At 34.8% G+C, this 14,492-nt stretch carries 17 protein-coding genes; 6 read left to right on the top strand and 11 right to left on the bottom strand.

The window, feature by feature from the left end; translation table 11 throughout:
• The first annotated feature begins 162 nt into the window (after window positions 1–162).
• A complete protein-coding gene (locus COB47_RS04860; RefSeq protein WP_013290273.1) occupies window positions 163–1,101 on the top strand; it encodes a KaiC domain-containing protein in 939 nt (312 codons plus the stop codon).
• Between the two features lie 27 nt (window positions 1,102–1,128).
• Window positions 1,129–1,503: a hypothetical protein gene (locus COB47_RS04855; protein ID WP_013290272.1), complete on the top strand. Its 375-nt coding sequence runs from the start codon at window positions 1,129–1,131 to the stop codon at window positions 1,501–1,503.
• Between the two features lie 24 nt (window positions 1,504–1,527).
• Here COB47_RS04855 and cysK read toward each other — a convergent pair whose 3' ends face one another.
• The 6 genes from cysK to COB47_RS04825 all read right to left on the bottom strand — a co-directional run bounded on the left by cysK (window position 1,528) and on the right by COB47_RS04825 (window position 8,350).
• Window positions 1,528–2,454, bottom strand: a complete 927-nt coding sequence (gene cysK / locus COB47_RS04850) for a cysteine synthase A (protein WP_013290271.1) — start codon at window positions 2,452–2,454, stop codon at window positions 1,528–1,530.
• Between the two features lie 92 nt (window positions 2,455–2,546).
• A complete protein-coding gene (locus tag COB47_RS04845; RefSeq protein WP_013290270.1) occupies window positions 2,547–2,855 on the bottom strand; it encodes a phasin family protein in 309 nt (102 codons plus the stop codon).
• Window positions 2,856–2,875: 20 nt separating this feature from the next.
• On the bottom strand, window positions 2,876–4,519 hold the full coding sequence (locus COB47_RS04840; protein ID WP_013290269.1) for an ABC1 kinase family protein: 1,644 nt from the start codon (window positions 4,517–4,519) through the stop codon (window positions 2,876–2,878).
• A 6-nt stretch (window positions 4,520–4,525) separates the two neighbouring features.
• Complete coding sequence (gene ligA, locus COB47_RS04835) at window positions 4,526–6,547, bottom strand: NAD-dependent DNA ligase LigA (RefSeq protein ID WP_013290268.1); 2,022 nt, start codon at window positions 6,545–6,547, stop codon at window positions 4,526–4,528.
• 43 nt (window positions 6,548–6,590) lie between these two features.
• Window positions 6,591–7,691 (bottom strand): Nif3-like dinuclear metal center hexameric protein, encoded by a 1,101-nt coding sequence (locus tag COB47_RS04830; RefSeq protein ID WP_013290267.1) that lies wholly within the window; start codon window positions 7,689–7,691, stop codon window positions 6,591–6,593.
• The gene (locus tag COB47_RS04825; RefSeq protein ID WP_013290266.1) at window positions 7,685–8,350 is read right to left on the bottom strand and encodes a tRNA (adenine(22)-N(1))-methyltransferase; all 666 of its coding nucleotides are present in this window, start codon (window positions 8,348–8,350) and stop codon (window positions 7,685–7,687) included. The genes COB47_RS04830 and COB47_RS04825 overlap by 7 nt, the downstream gene beginning before the upstream one ends.
• 98 nt (window positions 8,351–8,448) lie before the next feature.
• On the opposite strand from COB47_RS04825, the gene COB47_RS12285 reads away from it, so the two are divergent.
• Window positions 8,449–8,601, top strand: coding sequence for a hypothetical protein (locus COB47_RS12285; protein ID WP_013290265.1), 153 nt, complete (start codon window positions 8,449–8,451; stop codon window positions 8,599–8,601).
• A 5-nt stretch (window positions 8,602–8,606) separates the two neighbouring features.
• On the opposite strand, the gene COB47_RS04820 is transcribed toward COB47_RS12285, so the two are convergent.
• Both COB47_RS04820 and COB47_RS04815 read right to left on the bottom strand, forming a co-directional pair.
• Window positions 8,607–9,689, bottom strand: a complete 1,083-nt coding sequence (locus COB47_RS04820; protein WP_013290264.1) for a glycoside hydrolase family protein — start codon at window positions 9,687–9,689, stop codon at window positions 8,607–8,609.
• Entirely contained in the window at window positions 9,686–10,846 is a 1,161-nt protein-coding gene (locus COB47_RS04815) for a glycosyltransferase family 4 protein (protein ID WP_013290263.1), read from the bottom strand. The genes COB47_RS04820 and COB47_RS04815 overlap by 4 nt, the downstream gene beginning before the upstream one ends.
• 413 nt (window positions 10,847–11,259) lie before the next feature.
• On the opposite strand from COB47_RS04815, the gene COB47_RS04810 reads away from it, so the two are divergent.
• Both COB47_RS04810 and trxA read left to right on the top strand, forming a co-directional pair.
• A complete protein-coding gene (locus COB47_RS04810; protein ID WP_013290262.1) occupies window positions 11,260–11,529 on the top strand; it encodes a metal-sensitive transcriptional regulator in 270 nt (89 codons plus the stop codon).
• A gap of 44 nt (window positions 11,530–11,573) precedes the next feature.
• Window positions 11,574–11,900, top strand: a complete 327-nt coding sequence (gene trxA / locus COB47_RS04805) for a thioredoxin (protein ID WP_013290261.1) — start codon at window positions 11,574–11,576, stop codon at window positions 11,898–11,900.
• A gap of 70 nt (window positions 11,901–11,970) precedes the next feature.
• Here the strand turns inward: trxA and COB47_RS04800 are convergent, their stop codons facing one another.
• From COB47_RS04800 to COB47_RS04790, 3 genes are all read right to left on the bottom strand, one after another.
• The gene (locus tag COB47_RS04800; protein ID WP_013290260.1) at window positions 11,971–12,702 is read right to left on the bottom strand and encodes an SIMPL domain-containing protein; all 732 of its coding nucleotides are present in this window, start codon (window positions 12,700–12,702) and stop codon (window positions 11,971–11,973) included.
• 99 nt (window positions 12,703–12,801) lie between these two features.
• Window positions 12,802–13,623: a helix-turn-helix domain-containing protein gene (locus COB47_RS04795; RefSeq protein WP_013290259.1), complete on the bottom strand. Its 822-nt coding sequence runs from the start codon at window positions 13,621–13,623 to the stop codon at window positions 12,802–12,804.
• An 81-nt stretch (window positions 13,624–13,704) separates the two neighbouring features.
• On the bottom strand, window positions 13,705–14,136 hold the full coding sequence (locus tag COB47_RS04790) for an EamA family transporter (protein ID WP_013290258.1): 432 nt from the start codon (window positions 14,134–14,136) through the stop codon (window positions 13,705–13,707).
• A gap of 108 nt (window positions 14,137–14,244) precedes the next feature.
• Here COB47_RS04790 and COB47_RS04785 point away from each other — a divergent pair, with 108 nt between their 5' ends.
• On the top strand, window positions 14,245–14,445 hold the full coding sequence (locus COB47_RS04785; RefSeq protein ID WP_013290257.1) for a hypothetical protein: 201 nt from the start codon (window positions 14,245–14,247) through the stop codon (window positions 14,443–14,445).
• Window positions 14,446–14,492: the final 47 nt, after the last annotated feature.

The raw sequence follows: 14,492 nt of genomic DNA, 5'->3' as shown, positions 1-14,492 counted from the left end.
CAGAAGAAAAAGCCCAAATTAAAGAGCAAATGTCCGAAAAAATCAAAAAAATTTTAAAAAATTTGACTTTTTCTGACCTTGACAAAGTATTAATTTGTAATAATATTTAATATTGGAAGGTTGTACGGTCCTCCTTTAAAGAAAGAAAGGAGGTGCAATAAAGTGGCAGCAAAAGAGACCACAGCTCAGAAAACTCAAGATACAGCAGCTCCAAAAACTCAAGAGACAACTATTCTACAAGATGCTGTGAAGCTCAAAGACCTATCAAAAAATGCACCTGAACTTTTTGGTGTAAAGACAGGAGTAGATGGAATAGACAAGCTATTTTACAAGCTTGAGTTTTCAAAAGACCAGGAAAAACCTGTGATAAAACCACTCGGTGGGATTCCTGCGTACTCGGTCATAAACGTAAGTGGTGTTGCAGACACAGGTAAAAGCCTTTTTGCTGAACAATTTGCAGTTACGCAGGCAAATGAGGGAAATAATGTATTGTATGTTACTGTTGAGACACCTGCTGAGTTTTTGTACTCATCACTGTTATTTCGTGCAAATGCAATGAATATCGACAAATCTAAAGTGGAAGAAAACATTTATATACTTGATGTAACAAGAGATTTTAACATACGTGGAAACATAAACAATTTTATAAAGACTATTGATAATGCCGCATCAAAGTTTAACATAAAAAATGTGGTTATTGACTCTATTACTGGATTTTTTGAATCAAAGGAAATCTATGCACGTGAAATTGTAAGAACAATTTATAACTTTTTAAAATCCAAGAAATTAACTACACTTATGATTTCGCAAAAAAGAAGCGGACAGGAACACTTGTCAGCTGAGGCGGCAGGCGGATATGCTGTGAGCCACATTGTAGATGGTACAATTGTATTTTCAAAACAGGTTATCATGAACAAGTTTGACAGCTCTACTTTTAAAAAACCAATTGGGGAGGTTATACGTCTTTTGAGGGTTGATGGCTGCAGAATGTGCGGTCACGACTCAAAAACATATGTGTTTGAAATAGATCAAACAGGACTTATAAAGGTTTTATATCCTCTTACAAGTATTACAAATTCGAATTTAAACGAAAAAAACTAAAAGATTATACAGGAGGGGGTGCAAGCCATGAAAAAAATTGAGCTTTTAAAACAAGATATGGATAAGGTGATAAAAGAAATATTTATGATTGCTATAGACATCTTAGGTGGTCCTAAAAAACTTGTTGAATATAAGAGACTTACATGGCTTGCATCATTGATGGAAGCAATATTTGTGATTTATCTTCATAACGAAGAAAACAAATCAGCAGACGAAATTGCTGAGTTTTTAGGAATAAGCAGCCAAACAGCAAAGACAATCTTGCAAAGCAAACCTGAATATGCTCAAATGAAATTAGAAAACTCAGAAAACAGCGAAAAAACCCATATTGCAGGCGGTATAGCAAAGATCGCATACAAAAAATGGAAAGAAGAAAATGAAAAAGGCTCTATGTCAGTCTAAGGAGGCATAGAGCCTTAATTTCTATTATATCCCAACATCAAACAAATCAGTAGATAAATACCTCTCTCCAGTGTCTGGAAGAAGAACAACAATCATCTTTTTCTTATTTTCTTGTTTTCTGGCAACTTCAACAGCAGCATAGAGTGCTGCACCAGATGATATTCCAACTAAAATACCTTCTTCTCTTGCTAAATATCTCGACATCTCATACGCATCTTCAGATTTTACCTTTATTATTTGATCATATATTTTCGTATTCAATACCTTTGGAACAAATCCCGCCCCAATTCCCTGTATTTTATGAGGACGCGGAGTTTCTCCTGATAAAACTGCAGAATCAAAAGGTTCAACTGCTACAATCTTAACAGACGGCTTTTTCTCTTTCAAAACCTCACCTACTCCTGTGACTGTTCCACCTGTGCCAACCCCAGCAACAAATATGTCAACATTACCATTTGTATCATTCCAAATTTCAAGTGCGGTTGTTTTTCTGTGAATTTCAGGGTTTGAAAGGTTTTCAAACTGCTGTGGCATAAATGCATTAGGAGTTGAACTATAAATCTCAAAAGCCTTTTCAATTGCGCCTTTCATGCCTTTTTCACCGGGTGTCAAAACTATCTGGGCACCGTATGCTCTTAGAAGTTTTCTTCTTTCAATGCTCATTGTCTCTGGCATTGTTAGAATAAGCTTATACCCTTTAACAGCACAAACCATAGCAAGAGCAATACCTGTATTGCCACTTGTTGGCTCAATTATAACTGTATCTTTGTTTATTAAGCCCCTCTTTTCAGCATCTTCGATCATAGCAAGTCCAATTCTATCTTTTACACTTCCTCCCGGATTAAAATATTCTACTTTTGCCACTATCTCTGCATCAAGATCTTTTGAAAGCTTATTTAGTCTTACCAGAGGCGTTTTACCAATCAGTTCTAAAATACTGTTATGAATCATTAATATACCTCCAATTCCAATCGAAATAGTATGTTTTAATTTAATTATAAATCTTTTTTGTGTAAATGTCAAAAAAAAATGATGTGATTTTTCTACTCATTCTTTTGCTTTGAAAGTTCTTCTCTTATTATTTCTCTTATTCTCTCCTCTGATATAATTTCTGATTTTGTTGCAAGGTTCATCTTGTTTAAAATGTTCTCAACCTGTTTTGCAATATAATCGTTCAGCTCCCTTTTCTGCTCCTCACCCTTTTCTAAAATCTTATTTACCATTTCCTGCACTTCATTTTTGCTAATCTCACCTTTTTCAGCAAGCTCATTCACAAACTTTTCTACTTTTTCTTTTGAGATGGCAAAAACTCCAAGCCCAATGTTGATAATCTTTTCTAATAAATCTTTCATTTTTTACACCTCCATAAATATCATTTTTCTTTCCTTATAATCATAACAAGCATAATGATAATAAGAATAATCAATATTAATATACCCAATCTTAAAGCCCATAAATACCATGCTGATAAAATTGTTTTATACAATGCTGGGGAAAGCAAACCTCCAACCGTCATACCTGCAATTATTATACTTACCGAAAGAAGAATCACTGCAAGCGAAACTTTGTTTGCGAGCCTTTCCATTTGATGTAAAATTTTTTCTATATTTTTTATCTCAATATTAACTGTAAGTTCGTCCTCTTCAAGTTTTTCTAATATTGTCTCTGTCTTTTTGGGCAAAAACTCAAGTAAACTAAAGTAAGATGACAAGATGTTAAACAAATTAGCAACGCTGAGTTTGGAAAGCCTATTTTTGAACACAAGCCTGTTTACATAGGGCAAAATCGCTTCTAAAATACTTAAATCAACTTTCAAAAGAGCAATGTCATTCTCAAGAAGGCTGAGCGTCCTGCCAAACAGAACAAACTGCTGCGGAATTTTTAGCTTATACCTAAACGTAAGCTTAAACACATCATTGAACACATCTGCTACCTTAATAGAACTGATGGGCTGGTTTATATAGTGATTAACAATACTTTCAATATCATTGTAAAATTTGTTAGCATCAATGCCTTTTTGAATTATTCCAAGCTCTTTAAAAGCCTTTAATGTCCTTTTTTTATCATTCAGAACTATTCCCAAAAGTAAATTAGAAAGATTTTCTCTATCCTGCCTACTGAGATATCCTACCATCCCAAAGTCCACAAAAGCAATTTCAAAATTGTCTGTAATTAAAATATTACCTGGATGAGGGTCTGCATGAAATACTCCCAGCTCAAATATCTGCGAAAGATACAGATTTACAAGTTTTTTACCAAGTTTCATTCTCTCTATCAAGGGAATTTTCTCAACCTCTATAGTACCTAATGTCTTTGCCTCAACAAAACTTGTAATAAGCACCTCTTCAGAGCAAAGCTCCTCATATATGTCAGGAATAATAACTTCCTTGGCTGAAAGAGCTTTCTTGAGTTTTTTTATGTTGTTTTGTTCAAACCTGAAATCTATCTCTTTTAAAAGCACATTTGCAACTTCATTAACTATAGCCGAAAAACTCACAATATTCCTTACTGGTGAATATTTATCTAAAATCGCGCTTATTCTTTTTAATATCTCTATATCAGTCTTAACCTCATAGTCAACATTAGGTCTTCGTATTTTTACAGCAACCTTTTTGCCATTTAAATAACCTATGTGCACCTGACCAATCGAAGCTGTTGCAATTGGGTCTTTTTCTATATACTCAAACTTATCAAAAATATCGTTTCTGACTAAAATACTCTTTGCTTCATCAAAGGAAAATGGTTTTACCTTTTCCTGAAGATTTTTCAGCTCTGCTATAATATCCTCAGGCACAAGGTCAGGTCTGTTTGCAAGAAGTTGCCCCATCTTTATAAAAGTTGTTCCAAGTTCCTCTAAAGCATTTTTGAGCCTCTGTCCCCTGTTTGCCTTGTTATCAGAAAACCTTTTAAATTTTACAAGCGGTGTGCTGCTAAAGATATAACCAAAACCATGTTTTACAAAGACATTTATTATAAACCTGAGCCTGTTTATCCTTTTTCTTTTTGTGTTTGGCAAACGAACTCACTCCATCAACATCTTTTCTACTTCCTCGCGGGATGAAGCTTTAACTAACCTTTCAAAATCCTCTTCGTTCAAAATCTTAACACCAAGCTGCTGAGCCTTTGTATATTTGCTTCCTGGGTCCTGACCTACAATCACAGCTGTTGTCTTTTTAGAAACACTTTCTGTCACCTTTGCACCAAGACTTTCTAAAATCTCTTTCGCTTCATTTCTACTATACTTTGACAAAGCTCCTGTCAAAACAAATGTGTAGCCTTTTAAAATATCTGACTTTGCTTTCTTTTCAGAAACAGTATTTACACCAGCTGCTTTTAGTCTTTCTATTAGATGTCTTGTCTGTTCCTGCTTGAAAAATGTCACAACGCTTTTTGCCATCTTTTCACCAAAGTCAGGAAGACTTAAAAGCTGCTCTTCTGTTATAGTAAAAAGGTCATCTATAGACGATATATGCTCAGCAAGAGTCTTTGCAGCTTTTTGCCCAATGTGCCTTATTCCAAGCGCATATATTAGCCTGTCTAACGGTCTGTTTTTAGATGCCTGTATAGCTTTCAACAAATTATTTGTTGACTTTACACCAAAACGCTCTAAATTTACCAAGTCTTCAAACTTCAAATAATAAATATCAGCAGGAGTCTTTATAAGACCTCTTTCAAACAAGGTTTTTACAATCATTTCGCCCATGCCAGCGATGTCCATTGCATCGCGTGAAACAAAGTGCAAAATTAACCTGTAACTTTTAGCAGGGCATTCAACACCTGTGCACCTGTAAGCAACCTCATCTTCAAATTTTATAACATCTGCTCCACAAACAGGACATTTTTTGGGCATCTCAAAAATTTTCTCTTGTCCTGTTCGCTTTGAAAACACAACTTCAACAACCTCAGGTATAATCTCTGCAGCTTTTTGTACTATAACAGTATCGCCAATCCTAATATCTTTTTGTCTTATATAATCCATGTTATGAAGAGTGGCTCTTGAGACAACAGAGCCTGAAATTCTTACAGGCTCCAAAATTGCGGTTGGTGTTAGAATACCTGTGCGTCCCACATTGACCTCAATATCCAAAAGCTTTGTCTCTTTTTTCTCTGGAGGGAATTTATAAGCAACAGCCCATCTGGGTGATTTTGCTGTTTCTCCTGCAACATCTCGCAGTCTTAGCTGGTTCAGTTTCACAACAGCACCGTCTATCTCAAAAGGAAGTAAGTCCCTTTTTTCTTCAATCTTCTTTATAGCTTCAAATGCTTCTTTAATATCTCTGCAAACAACATAATCAGGTGAAACTTTAAATCCCAGATGTCTTAAAAACTCAAGCGCCTCTGCATGTGTTTCAAGCTCTTTTTCACACCACTGAACATTGAAGACAAATATATCAAGCTTTCTTTGGGCTGTTATTTTTGGGTCAAGCTGACGAAGCGACCCTGCCGCTGCATTTCGTGGATTTGCAAAAAGAGGCTCTTCATTCTCTTCCCTTTCCTGGTTGAGCTTTATAAACTCATCCTTTGGCATGAAAACTTCTCCACGCACAACGATGGAGACGTCTTCTTTTAGCCTAAGCGGAATAGACCTTATAGTCTTTAAGTTTTCTGTCACATCCTCGCCTATATTCCCATCACCACGGGTTGCACCTCTGACAAAAAGACCATTTTCATACTCAAGCGCAACAGATAGCCCATCAATCTTGTATTCAACAACATAGTCAAAATCAAGCGTCCCAAGAAGTTCCTTTAGTCTTCTGTCAAAATCGTAAAGTTCCCCCTCATTGAACACATTTGAAAGCGAAAGAAGAGGCACCCGATGTACTACCTCTTTAAACCCTTCTTTTACCTTTCCACCAACCCTTTGAGTGGGAGAATCAGGTAAAACATATTCAGGGTATTGTTTTTCCAGCTCAACAAGCTCACGATATAACATATCATATTCATAGTCGCTTATCTCCGGATTATCTTCAACATAGTATTTATAATCATGATAATTGATAAGATCAACAAGTTCTCTTATTCTCTTTTTTATAAACTCGCTCATGTGCCTTTTTCACCCTCTTTGTGCACAATTTTGAAATTTAGATTTAGTAAATATTTGTAAAGCTGGTTTTGATTTTGGACTTGTGTATCTTCAGCTCATCTTTTTTCTTAAAGTCCTCAAAAAGGTTGTAAACTATATCCACAAATACCTTCTCACTCTCATAATGACCAAGCTCTATTATGCTCATGGATAGTGACTTTGCCAGCAAAATCCCGTGATGACCAACTTCCCCTGTGATAAGACAGTCTGCACCTTTGAAATATGCATCTTTTATAAGGTCCTTACCAGAACCACTGACAATGGCTATCTTTTTAAAAACATCTTTTTGAATACTTGCTTTTACAAAGTCAAGATTCAGCTTTTTTTTCAGCTCCAAAATAAGCTCTTTTGCTAAAACTTCTCTTTTACCAACAACTCCTAAACTTTCATATGATATTTCATTTTCAAGCCTGTATATGTCATATGCGACCTCTTCATAAGGATGAGCTTTTAACATCGATTTTATCACATTTTTGAGCTTATCCTCAGGTACTATACTCTCAAGCCTCACCTCTTTAACCTTCTCTATCTTTCCTACTTGACCTAAAAAAGGATTTGCACCTTCGTGAGGCTTGAATGTACCTTCACCTTCAACTGCAAAAAAGCAGTGACTATATTTTCCAACAAAACCTGCACCTTCATTTGCCATAGCCTCTAAAACATTTTCAGCATAATCTACAGGCACATACACAACAACTTTATAATACCCATTTTTTTGTTTTATGCTCAAACCTTCAATGTTTTCAAGCCCTAACAGTTTGGCAAGCCAGTGGTTTATACCGTGTTTTGAGACATCTGCACTGGTGTGAGCAGAGTATATATTTATGCCGTTCTTGATGGCATCTATAATAATCTTTCCTTCTGGTGTGTCATCTTTTATGCTTTTAATTCCCTGAAAAATAAGAGGATGATGAGAAATTATAAGCTTTGCCCCAACTTCTAATGCTTCTTTTATAACCTCTTCGGTTATATCAATACAGACTAAAATCGAATCTACCTTGTCTGAAAAACTTCCAACCTGAAGACCGCAGTTATCCCATTCGTATGAAAGCTTCTTGGGAAAATAGGTCTCTAGAAAAGAAACTATTTCCTGAACACTTACCACTTTTTCAATTCCTCCTCAAGCATAGTTAAAATCTTTTCTTCATGCGAGGTGTCCAAAAAATTTATTGTTTTCATCTTAAATATTTTTTGCATTTTCTCCTTAATTTTCAAAAGAAATTCATAACCTTCTTCTGTTCTGTCAATAATGTATCTTCCAATGTAAATATCTTTGTCTGTAAAAGAAATTTTATCCAGCAAGAAGGTAGATTTTATAATAACATAAAATCTGTTTTTATCTTTTACAACCTTTTCTTTCAATATGTCAAAACCATTTTCAAACAACCATTTTCGCAAAAGTTCAATATCTTTCATTGGCTGTAATATCAAAGTAGTATTAGATATTCTATCTTTTGCTTCAGATAAAATACTACATATGTTTTCCGCTCCCATTCCTGCTATAACAGCTTCATCAACTTCTTCTTCAATTGGGTCAAATCCGTTGCCAAGCAAAAACTCTATTTTATCATCTACATTTTCTTTCTTAGAAAGCTCTTTTGCTTTCAAAAGAGGATGAAAATTGATGTCAACTGCAAAGACTTTATTTGCAATTTCTCTTTTGATAGCTTCTACCGCAACATACCCGTGGTCACATCCTATATCAGCAAGAGTATTGCACCTATCCAAAAGATTTATGATTTCTTCAATTCGCTTTGAAATCACTAAAACCTTTCTCCCCAAAATTTATCTTTTTCTTTCTAATAACAATTATAATTTTTGTCAATAATAATATCAAACACTTTCTGGCAGGAATAAAAGAAATGAAAAAGCCAAGTGATATTGAAAGAATAACTGAAACACTGCAAAACTATTTGAATCTTAGCAAAGAAGATAGTCAAAGCGATCTCAAAACAACCATAGAAAATCAAAATACACCAATTTTTAAAAAATTAGAAGAAAAAAAGAGGTTGTGAGAAACTTACACAACCTCTTTGTTCTTTTCCTCACTTTTAACAAGCTCTTCAATGAAAAGCCGTGCTAAGAGGTAGCAAATGGTAGACTCTGCACCCTGGTTCTGGTTAATGCCATCCTCTTCTATACCGTCTCTACATCCTCCTGTTTTTTCATCATACAGAGGCGTTTTGTGAATATTTTCACCTAAAAACCACTTGAAAGCTTTGAGAGCTTTTTCTTTGTATTCTTTTTCTTCAGTGATTTTATAAGCCTCAGTATAGGCAATCACACAATCACATGCATCAATTGGTTGCTCATCAAAATAAGGACGTTCTTTCCCTTTTTCATACCATCCTCTATTCCCTATAACTCTCAAAAAGCCATTTTCAAATAAAATACCAGACAAAAAATCAAGAGCTTCTTTTGCAACCTTTAAATACTTTTCTTTTTCTGTAACTGCAAAAGACCTAAACAAAGCATAAGGAATTATTGCATTGGCATATGTGAGCTTGTCAGAAAACCATTTCCAGTTCTCGTCTGAGTGTTTATGGTAAAAGTTTAAAAGTTTTTCAGAAAGGGCTTCTAAGTACATCTTTGCCTCACTTGAAAACTCCTTTATGTCATGCAATATCGAAAGTGCAACTACTGCATATGCAATGCTAATTGGATAGCTGAGGTGCAAAACATTTCTGAGTGAGCGTTTTAACATTACATATGCAAGTTCCTTAATAGAGCTATCAAGTACCTCAGAACTGTAAACATACGAAAGAGCAATCAAAGACCTTGCAAAACAATCTTCCGTGCCTCTTTCGTCCAGAAACACCCTTGAATAATTCATAAAATTTCTGAAAAAGCCATCTTCAGTATAAGCATTATATAGAAATGCCATGTATCTGTAAACAAGGTCAAGGTAAGATTTGTCTCCTGTCTTTTCATACAGCCTCAAGGCAACAATCAACGCTCTTGCATTGTCATCTGTTGTATATCCTTCTTTGTAGTTTGGGACTGAGAATTTAGCGTGCTGCAAAATTCCCGTTGAGTCTGTCATTCTAAAAAGATGTTTTGTGTTCAAAGAAGGAAGGGCAAGACGCTTTATTCCTCTTTTCATGCTATCACCCCAACCTTCTTGTTTATTTCAACAACATCATAGAATATATCTATCATTCTCTTTGCAACATTGTGCCAGTACATGTCTTTCCCAATCTCTAAGGTTTTTCTTTCGATCTCTTTTCTGAGATTCTCATCTCTCAAAAGCATTAAAATACCTTCTGCAATGGACTGTGCATCTTCAAACTCTACAAGAACACCTCTGCCATCTGAAAGCATCTCTTGAGCATAGGTGTATGGTGTCGAAACTATAGCCTTGCCAGAACCGATAGCATATGCGAGCGTACCTGATACTGCCTGCTCCCTCCCTATGTAAGGAGTCAGGTAAATATCGCTCAGGCGCAAATACTCCATTATTTCTACTTTTGTTAGATATTTATCAACAAACTGGACGTTGTTTTCTAACTTTAATTCTTTTACCATATTCATAAGTTTTTCTCTATATTCTTCACCTTTTATTCTTTTAATATTTGGATGTGTTTGACCTAAAATCAGATACACAGCCTCTGGAAATTCTTTTCGTACCTTGTTCATTGCTTCAATTGCATACTCTAAACCCTTGCCAGGGCTAATAAGTCCAAACGTGGATATCACTTTTCTACCTTTTAATCCATACTTTTCTTTCAAAGTCTCTCTATCTTCTAGTTCCATATATGGTACACCATGGTGAACAATTTCAATCTTTTCTTCTTCTATGTCATACACTTCCATGAGAATATCCTTGGTGGTTTTAGCCATTGTAATGACCTTGAAACTTGCATCCGCCAACTTTTTCAGTACCTCAAATTGTTTTGCAGTTGGGTTTTTTAAAACTGTGTGGAATGTTGTAATGATTGGTTTTTTGATAAGCTTCACAAATGGGATTATATAATCTCCATCCTCCCCGCCAAATATCCCATATTCATGCTCAATTACCACAACATCAATGTCCGACATATTAACAAGATTAGCTGCTTTTACATAATTTGAAAATTTATCCTGATTAATATCATATAGCACTCTATTGTCATAAATATGCTTGTCTTTGCTCAGAGCAATTATATAACAACGTCTTACATCATTATATTTTTCAATTGCATTTACCAAATCCTGTGTAAAAGTGGCAATGCCACATTCTCTCGGAGGATATGTGCTTACAAACACTGGCTTTATAGCCATTTCAATCCCTCCTTCTCAAAAAATATTTAGTTTGTAGCTAAAATTATTTTTCCCACTGCCACTTTTACTTATACCTTACCCACAAAACCGCTGGAAACCCACCGACGACATGAGACTTTGACTTTATACCCTGATTTGTTTTACTTTGACCTTCCTTGATTTTAGATTATATCATTTTGTGAATACTTGTCAATTTTTAATGAAGTTTATTTTCGACAGTTTTAGCTCAAATTTTAATAATATTGCCTATTTTTCTGAACAAAATAGATTATATCTTTAATTATCTCCTAAAATCTAATGTTTATTAGAAAAATCTTTTTTCAAAAATTACTTTTAAAATCATGTTGACAAAATAAAAAAAGAGGGTATAATAAATAAGTGATAGGGGTATATGGTATAGGGAGGGTTTGAAAGTGGATGAACTGAGCAAGGAAAAAGAAAATCTACTCTTGAGACTTCGAAAGATTGAAGGACAGATTAAGGGTATCCAGAAGATGATTGAGAATGACAAATCTTGCAACGATGTTTTGACACAGATTGCAGCTGTAAAAGCTGCACTCAACAAGGTGGGAGCAATCATACTTGAAAAGTATTCAAAGTCATGCATTGCTGAGTACAAAAATACTGAAAATGAAAAAAGCATTGATGAGCTGATTGAAACCTTATTAAGGTTTATCAAATAAATAAAAATGGGTATATATAAAAATTGAAAGGAGATGTGATTAAGATGGCAGATAACATTGTAACTTTAACAAGTGAAAACTTTGAAAGAGAGGTCTTGCAATCAGATATTCCTGTTGTTGTTGATTTCTGGGCAGCGTGGTGTGGCCCGTGTAGAATGGTTGCACCCGTTATAGAAGAGCTTGCTCAGGAATATGCAGGAAAAGTAAAATTCGCAAAGCTCAATGTTGACGATTATGGTGACATAGCATATGCTTTTAGGATTATGAGCATTCCGACAATAATGCTGTTCAAAAACGGCAAGGCAGTTGACAAGATTATTGGTGCAAGGCCTAAGAGTGACTTTGTAAACTTTATAAACAGAAATCTCTAAAGCTCTTAAAACTACTTAAAAAGGCGGCAGTTTTGTACTTGCCGCCTTTTTACATATATTTTAGAAAATCTTAATATACCAATGTTACCTCTGCCTTTATCTCAATTGTTCCAGGCTGAATTTGGGTTGATGTTGAAGAAGTCATAGCTTCTGCCTTGTAGTAGACAATAGGAGGAGTGTTCACATAGCTATTCTCAGTAACAGATTTTGGCTTGCCAAGGCTTATGCCAAGCCCTTTTGCAATTGTTGCTGCCTTTTGTTTTGCATTTTCGAGTGCTTTTGATAATGCTTGATTGTAATAAGGTGATGAGTTTGATATATCAAATGTTAAATTGCTGAATGTATTTACACCGTTTTTAAATGCAATATCAATTACTTTGCCAACAATAAAAAGATTTCTTACAGTTATTGTTAAATCAGTTGAGGCATAAAATCCAACTATCTTTGAGGTACCGTTATCTTTGTTGTAAGAATATTTTGGATAAACATTTATCCTTAGCGTCTTTATATCCTTTGAGTCAATTCCAAGTCTTTTTACTGCTTCAATAGTTTTGTTAATCTTTGCTGAGGTCTGAGAATATGCAACATCTGCACTGACATCTTCACTCAAAACTCCAAATGTCAAAATGGCTATGTCAGGTTCTACATACACCGATGCCTGTCCTTTTACAGTAATCTCTGTTTTTGGTTGAGAAGATGCTGATGATGCATCAACTTTAAATGTGAAAAATACCAAAAAAGTTGATAGTAATAGTAAACTTGCCAAACCCCCAGCCATAATCTTTTTGTTTTTTATTTTCAATTATATCCCCTCCTACATAGCATCTTTTTTATTGTTTTTAAGCTCTATTTTATATAACGCTTCACTTTTACAAATGTTATGTTGCCTTTAAAAAAATTTTTATCCAAAAAGCCTTTTGAATTGCATCGGAGTTATCCCCTCCAGCTTTTTGAACATATAGCAAAAATAACTTGGATTTTTGAATCCAACATCATAACACACTTCTTTTATTTGAACCATCGGGTTTTTTATCAAAAGTTCTTTTGCTTTCTGAATTCTAATTCTTATCAAGTACTCGTAAGGGGTTGTTTGAAAAGTCTTTTTGAAAACTGAACAAAGATGCTGTGGTGAAAGACCAATCAGCTTTGAAAGCTCATCTAAGGTGATGTTCTTGGAATAATTTTCTTCAATATATTTCAAGATTGGGAGTAGCTTTAAATAGTTGCTCTCAAAATTTCTCTCAATTTTATTTTGCAGATTTAATGCCATGTGAAGGATGAAGCTATAAATGAGCTGTGAACACTCAATTGACATAATATAATTGTAAAATGATGCTTTATTTGAAATAGCTTCTAAAATGCCTTCCAAATACTGCTTGCTTGAGAGTTTAAATATTTCAAAAGGTTTTATTCCCATGGTTTTTAATATCATCTCAGAGGCAGGTCCATTAAAAGTAAGCCACACTGTTGACCATCCGGAAGATAAAGCATAATATTCATGAGGAACACCTGGCCACAAGAAAAATGCCACAGACTCATCAACAATGTATTCCTTCCCATCAACAATCAAAACTCCACTACCGTGTGCGGTGTGAAGATAATGAAAATCCGGATGCCCATTCTTTCGAATAATATGTTCTTGAGACCGGTTGTATCCTACACTTTTGAGATAAATAGGAAGTCCCTTTTCCAAAGAAGTGTTGACTATAAAGCAGGTTTTCATAATGTTGTCTTTCCCCTCTTAAAAGTCTCAAAGCTTGTTCTCTAAAATCTGTAAAATGATATTATTATATTGAATAATCTTTTACCCCAGCGCAACAAATATAGAACCTGCGGCAATTAGCAGCACTCCAATTGCTGTGTAAAATGAAATCTTCTCACCAAGAAAAATGGCAGCAAGTACAATTGCAAACACAACCGAAAGCCTGTCGATTGGCGCAACCTGCTGAACCTTTCCATTTTTAAGAGCCAGAAAATAAAAAAGCCATGACATAGCTCCTGCAACACCACTTAACACAATAAACAAAATAGCCTTTTTATCACCTAAGATCTCCCCAACCTTGTTTAGTCTCCCCTGGAACGCAACTACAACGATTAAAAAAAGTGCCATAATCACAGCTCTTATAGCTGTTGCAACGTTCGTATCAATGCCTTTTAGACCAATCTTTCCAAATATTGCAACAAGAGAAGCAAACAGAGCTGATAAAAGTCCGAATATTAGCCATAAATAGTTCATTTCAACATACCCCCAAATCAACCAAATGTATAGCTAATTACATTTTAGCCAATAATCAAAATGATAGCAATTAAAATTTTTATATAGAGGGAGAGGTATTGAGGTTAAATGAAAGGGTCAATTGATATTTTATCTCAAATTTCACAACTCAAAGAGGTTGACTATAAGACTACTTTGATGATAACCTCGCTGATTGAAGTTTTGGTTGACAAAGGCATCATCGCACGAAAAGAAGTGTTTGAAAAATCTATATTCTTAGATAGGCTAATTGAAAGCGAAGCAAAGAGAAGAATTGAAAAGAGCACATAAAAGTTGTGCTCTTTTTCATTTTTTGTGGTATTATTTTAATATATCGC

It is taken from the genome of Caldicellulosiruptor obsidiansis OB47 (assembly GCF_000145215.1).
Taxonomy (GTDB): domain Bacteria; phylum Bacillota; class Thermoanaerobacteria; order Caldicellulosiruptorales; family Caldicellulosiruptoraceae; genus Caldicellulosiruptor; species Caldicellulosiruptor obsidiansis.
Note: the sequence above shows the minus strand (reverse complement) of the source record. Positions and strands in the feature narration are given on the sequence as shown.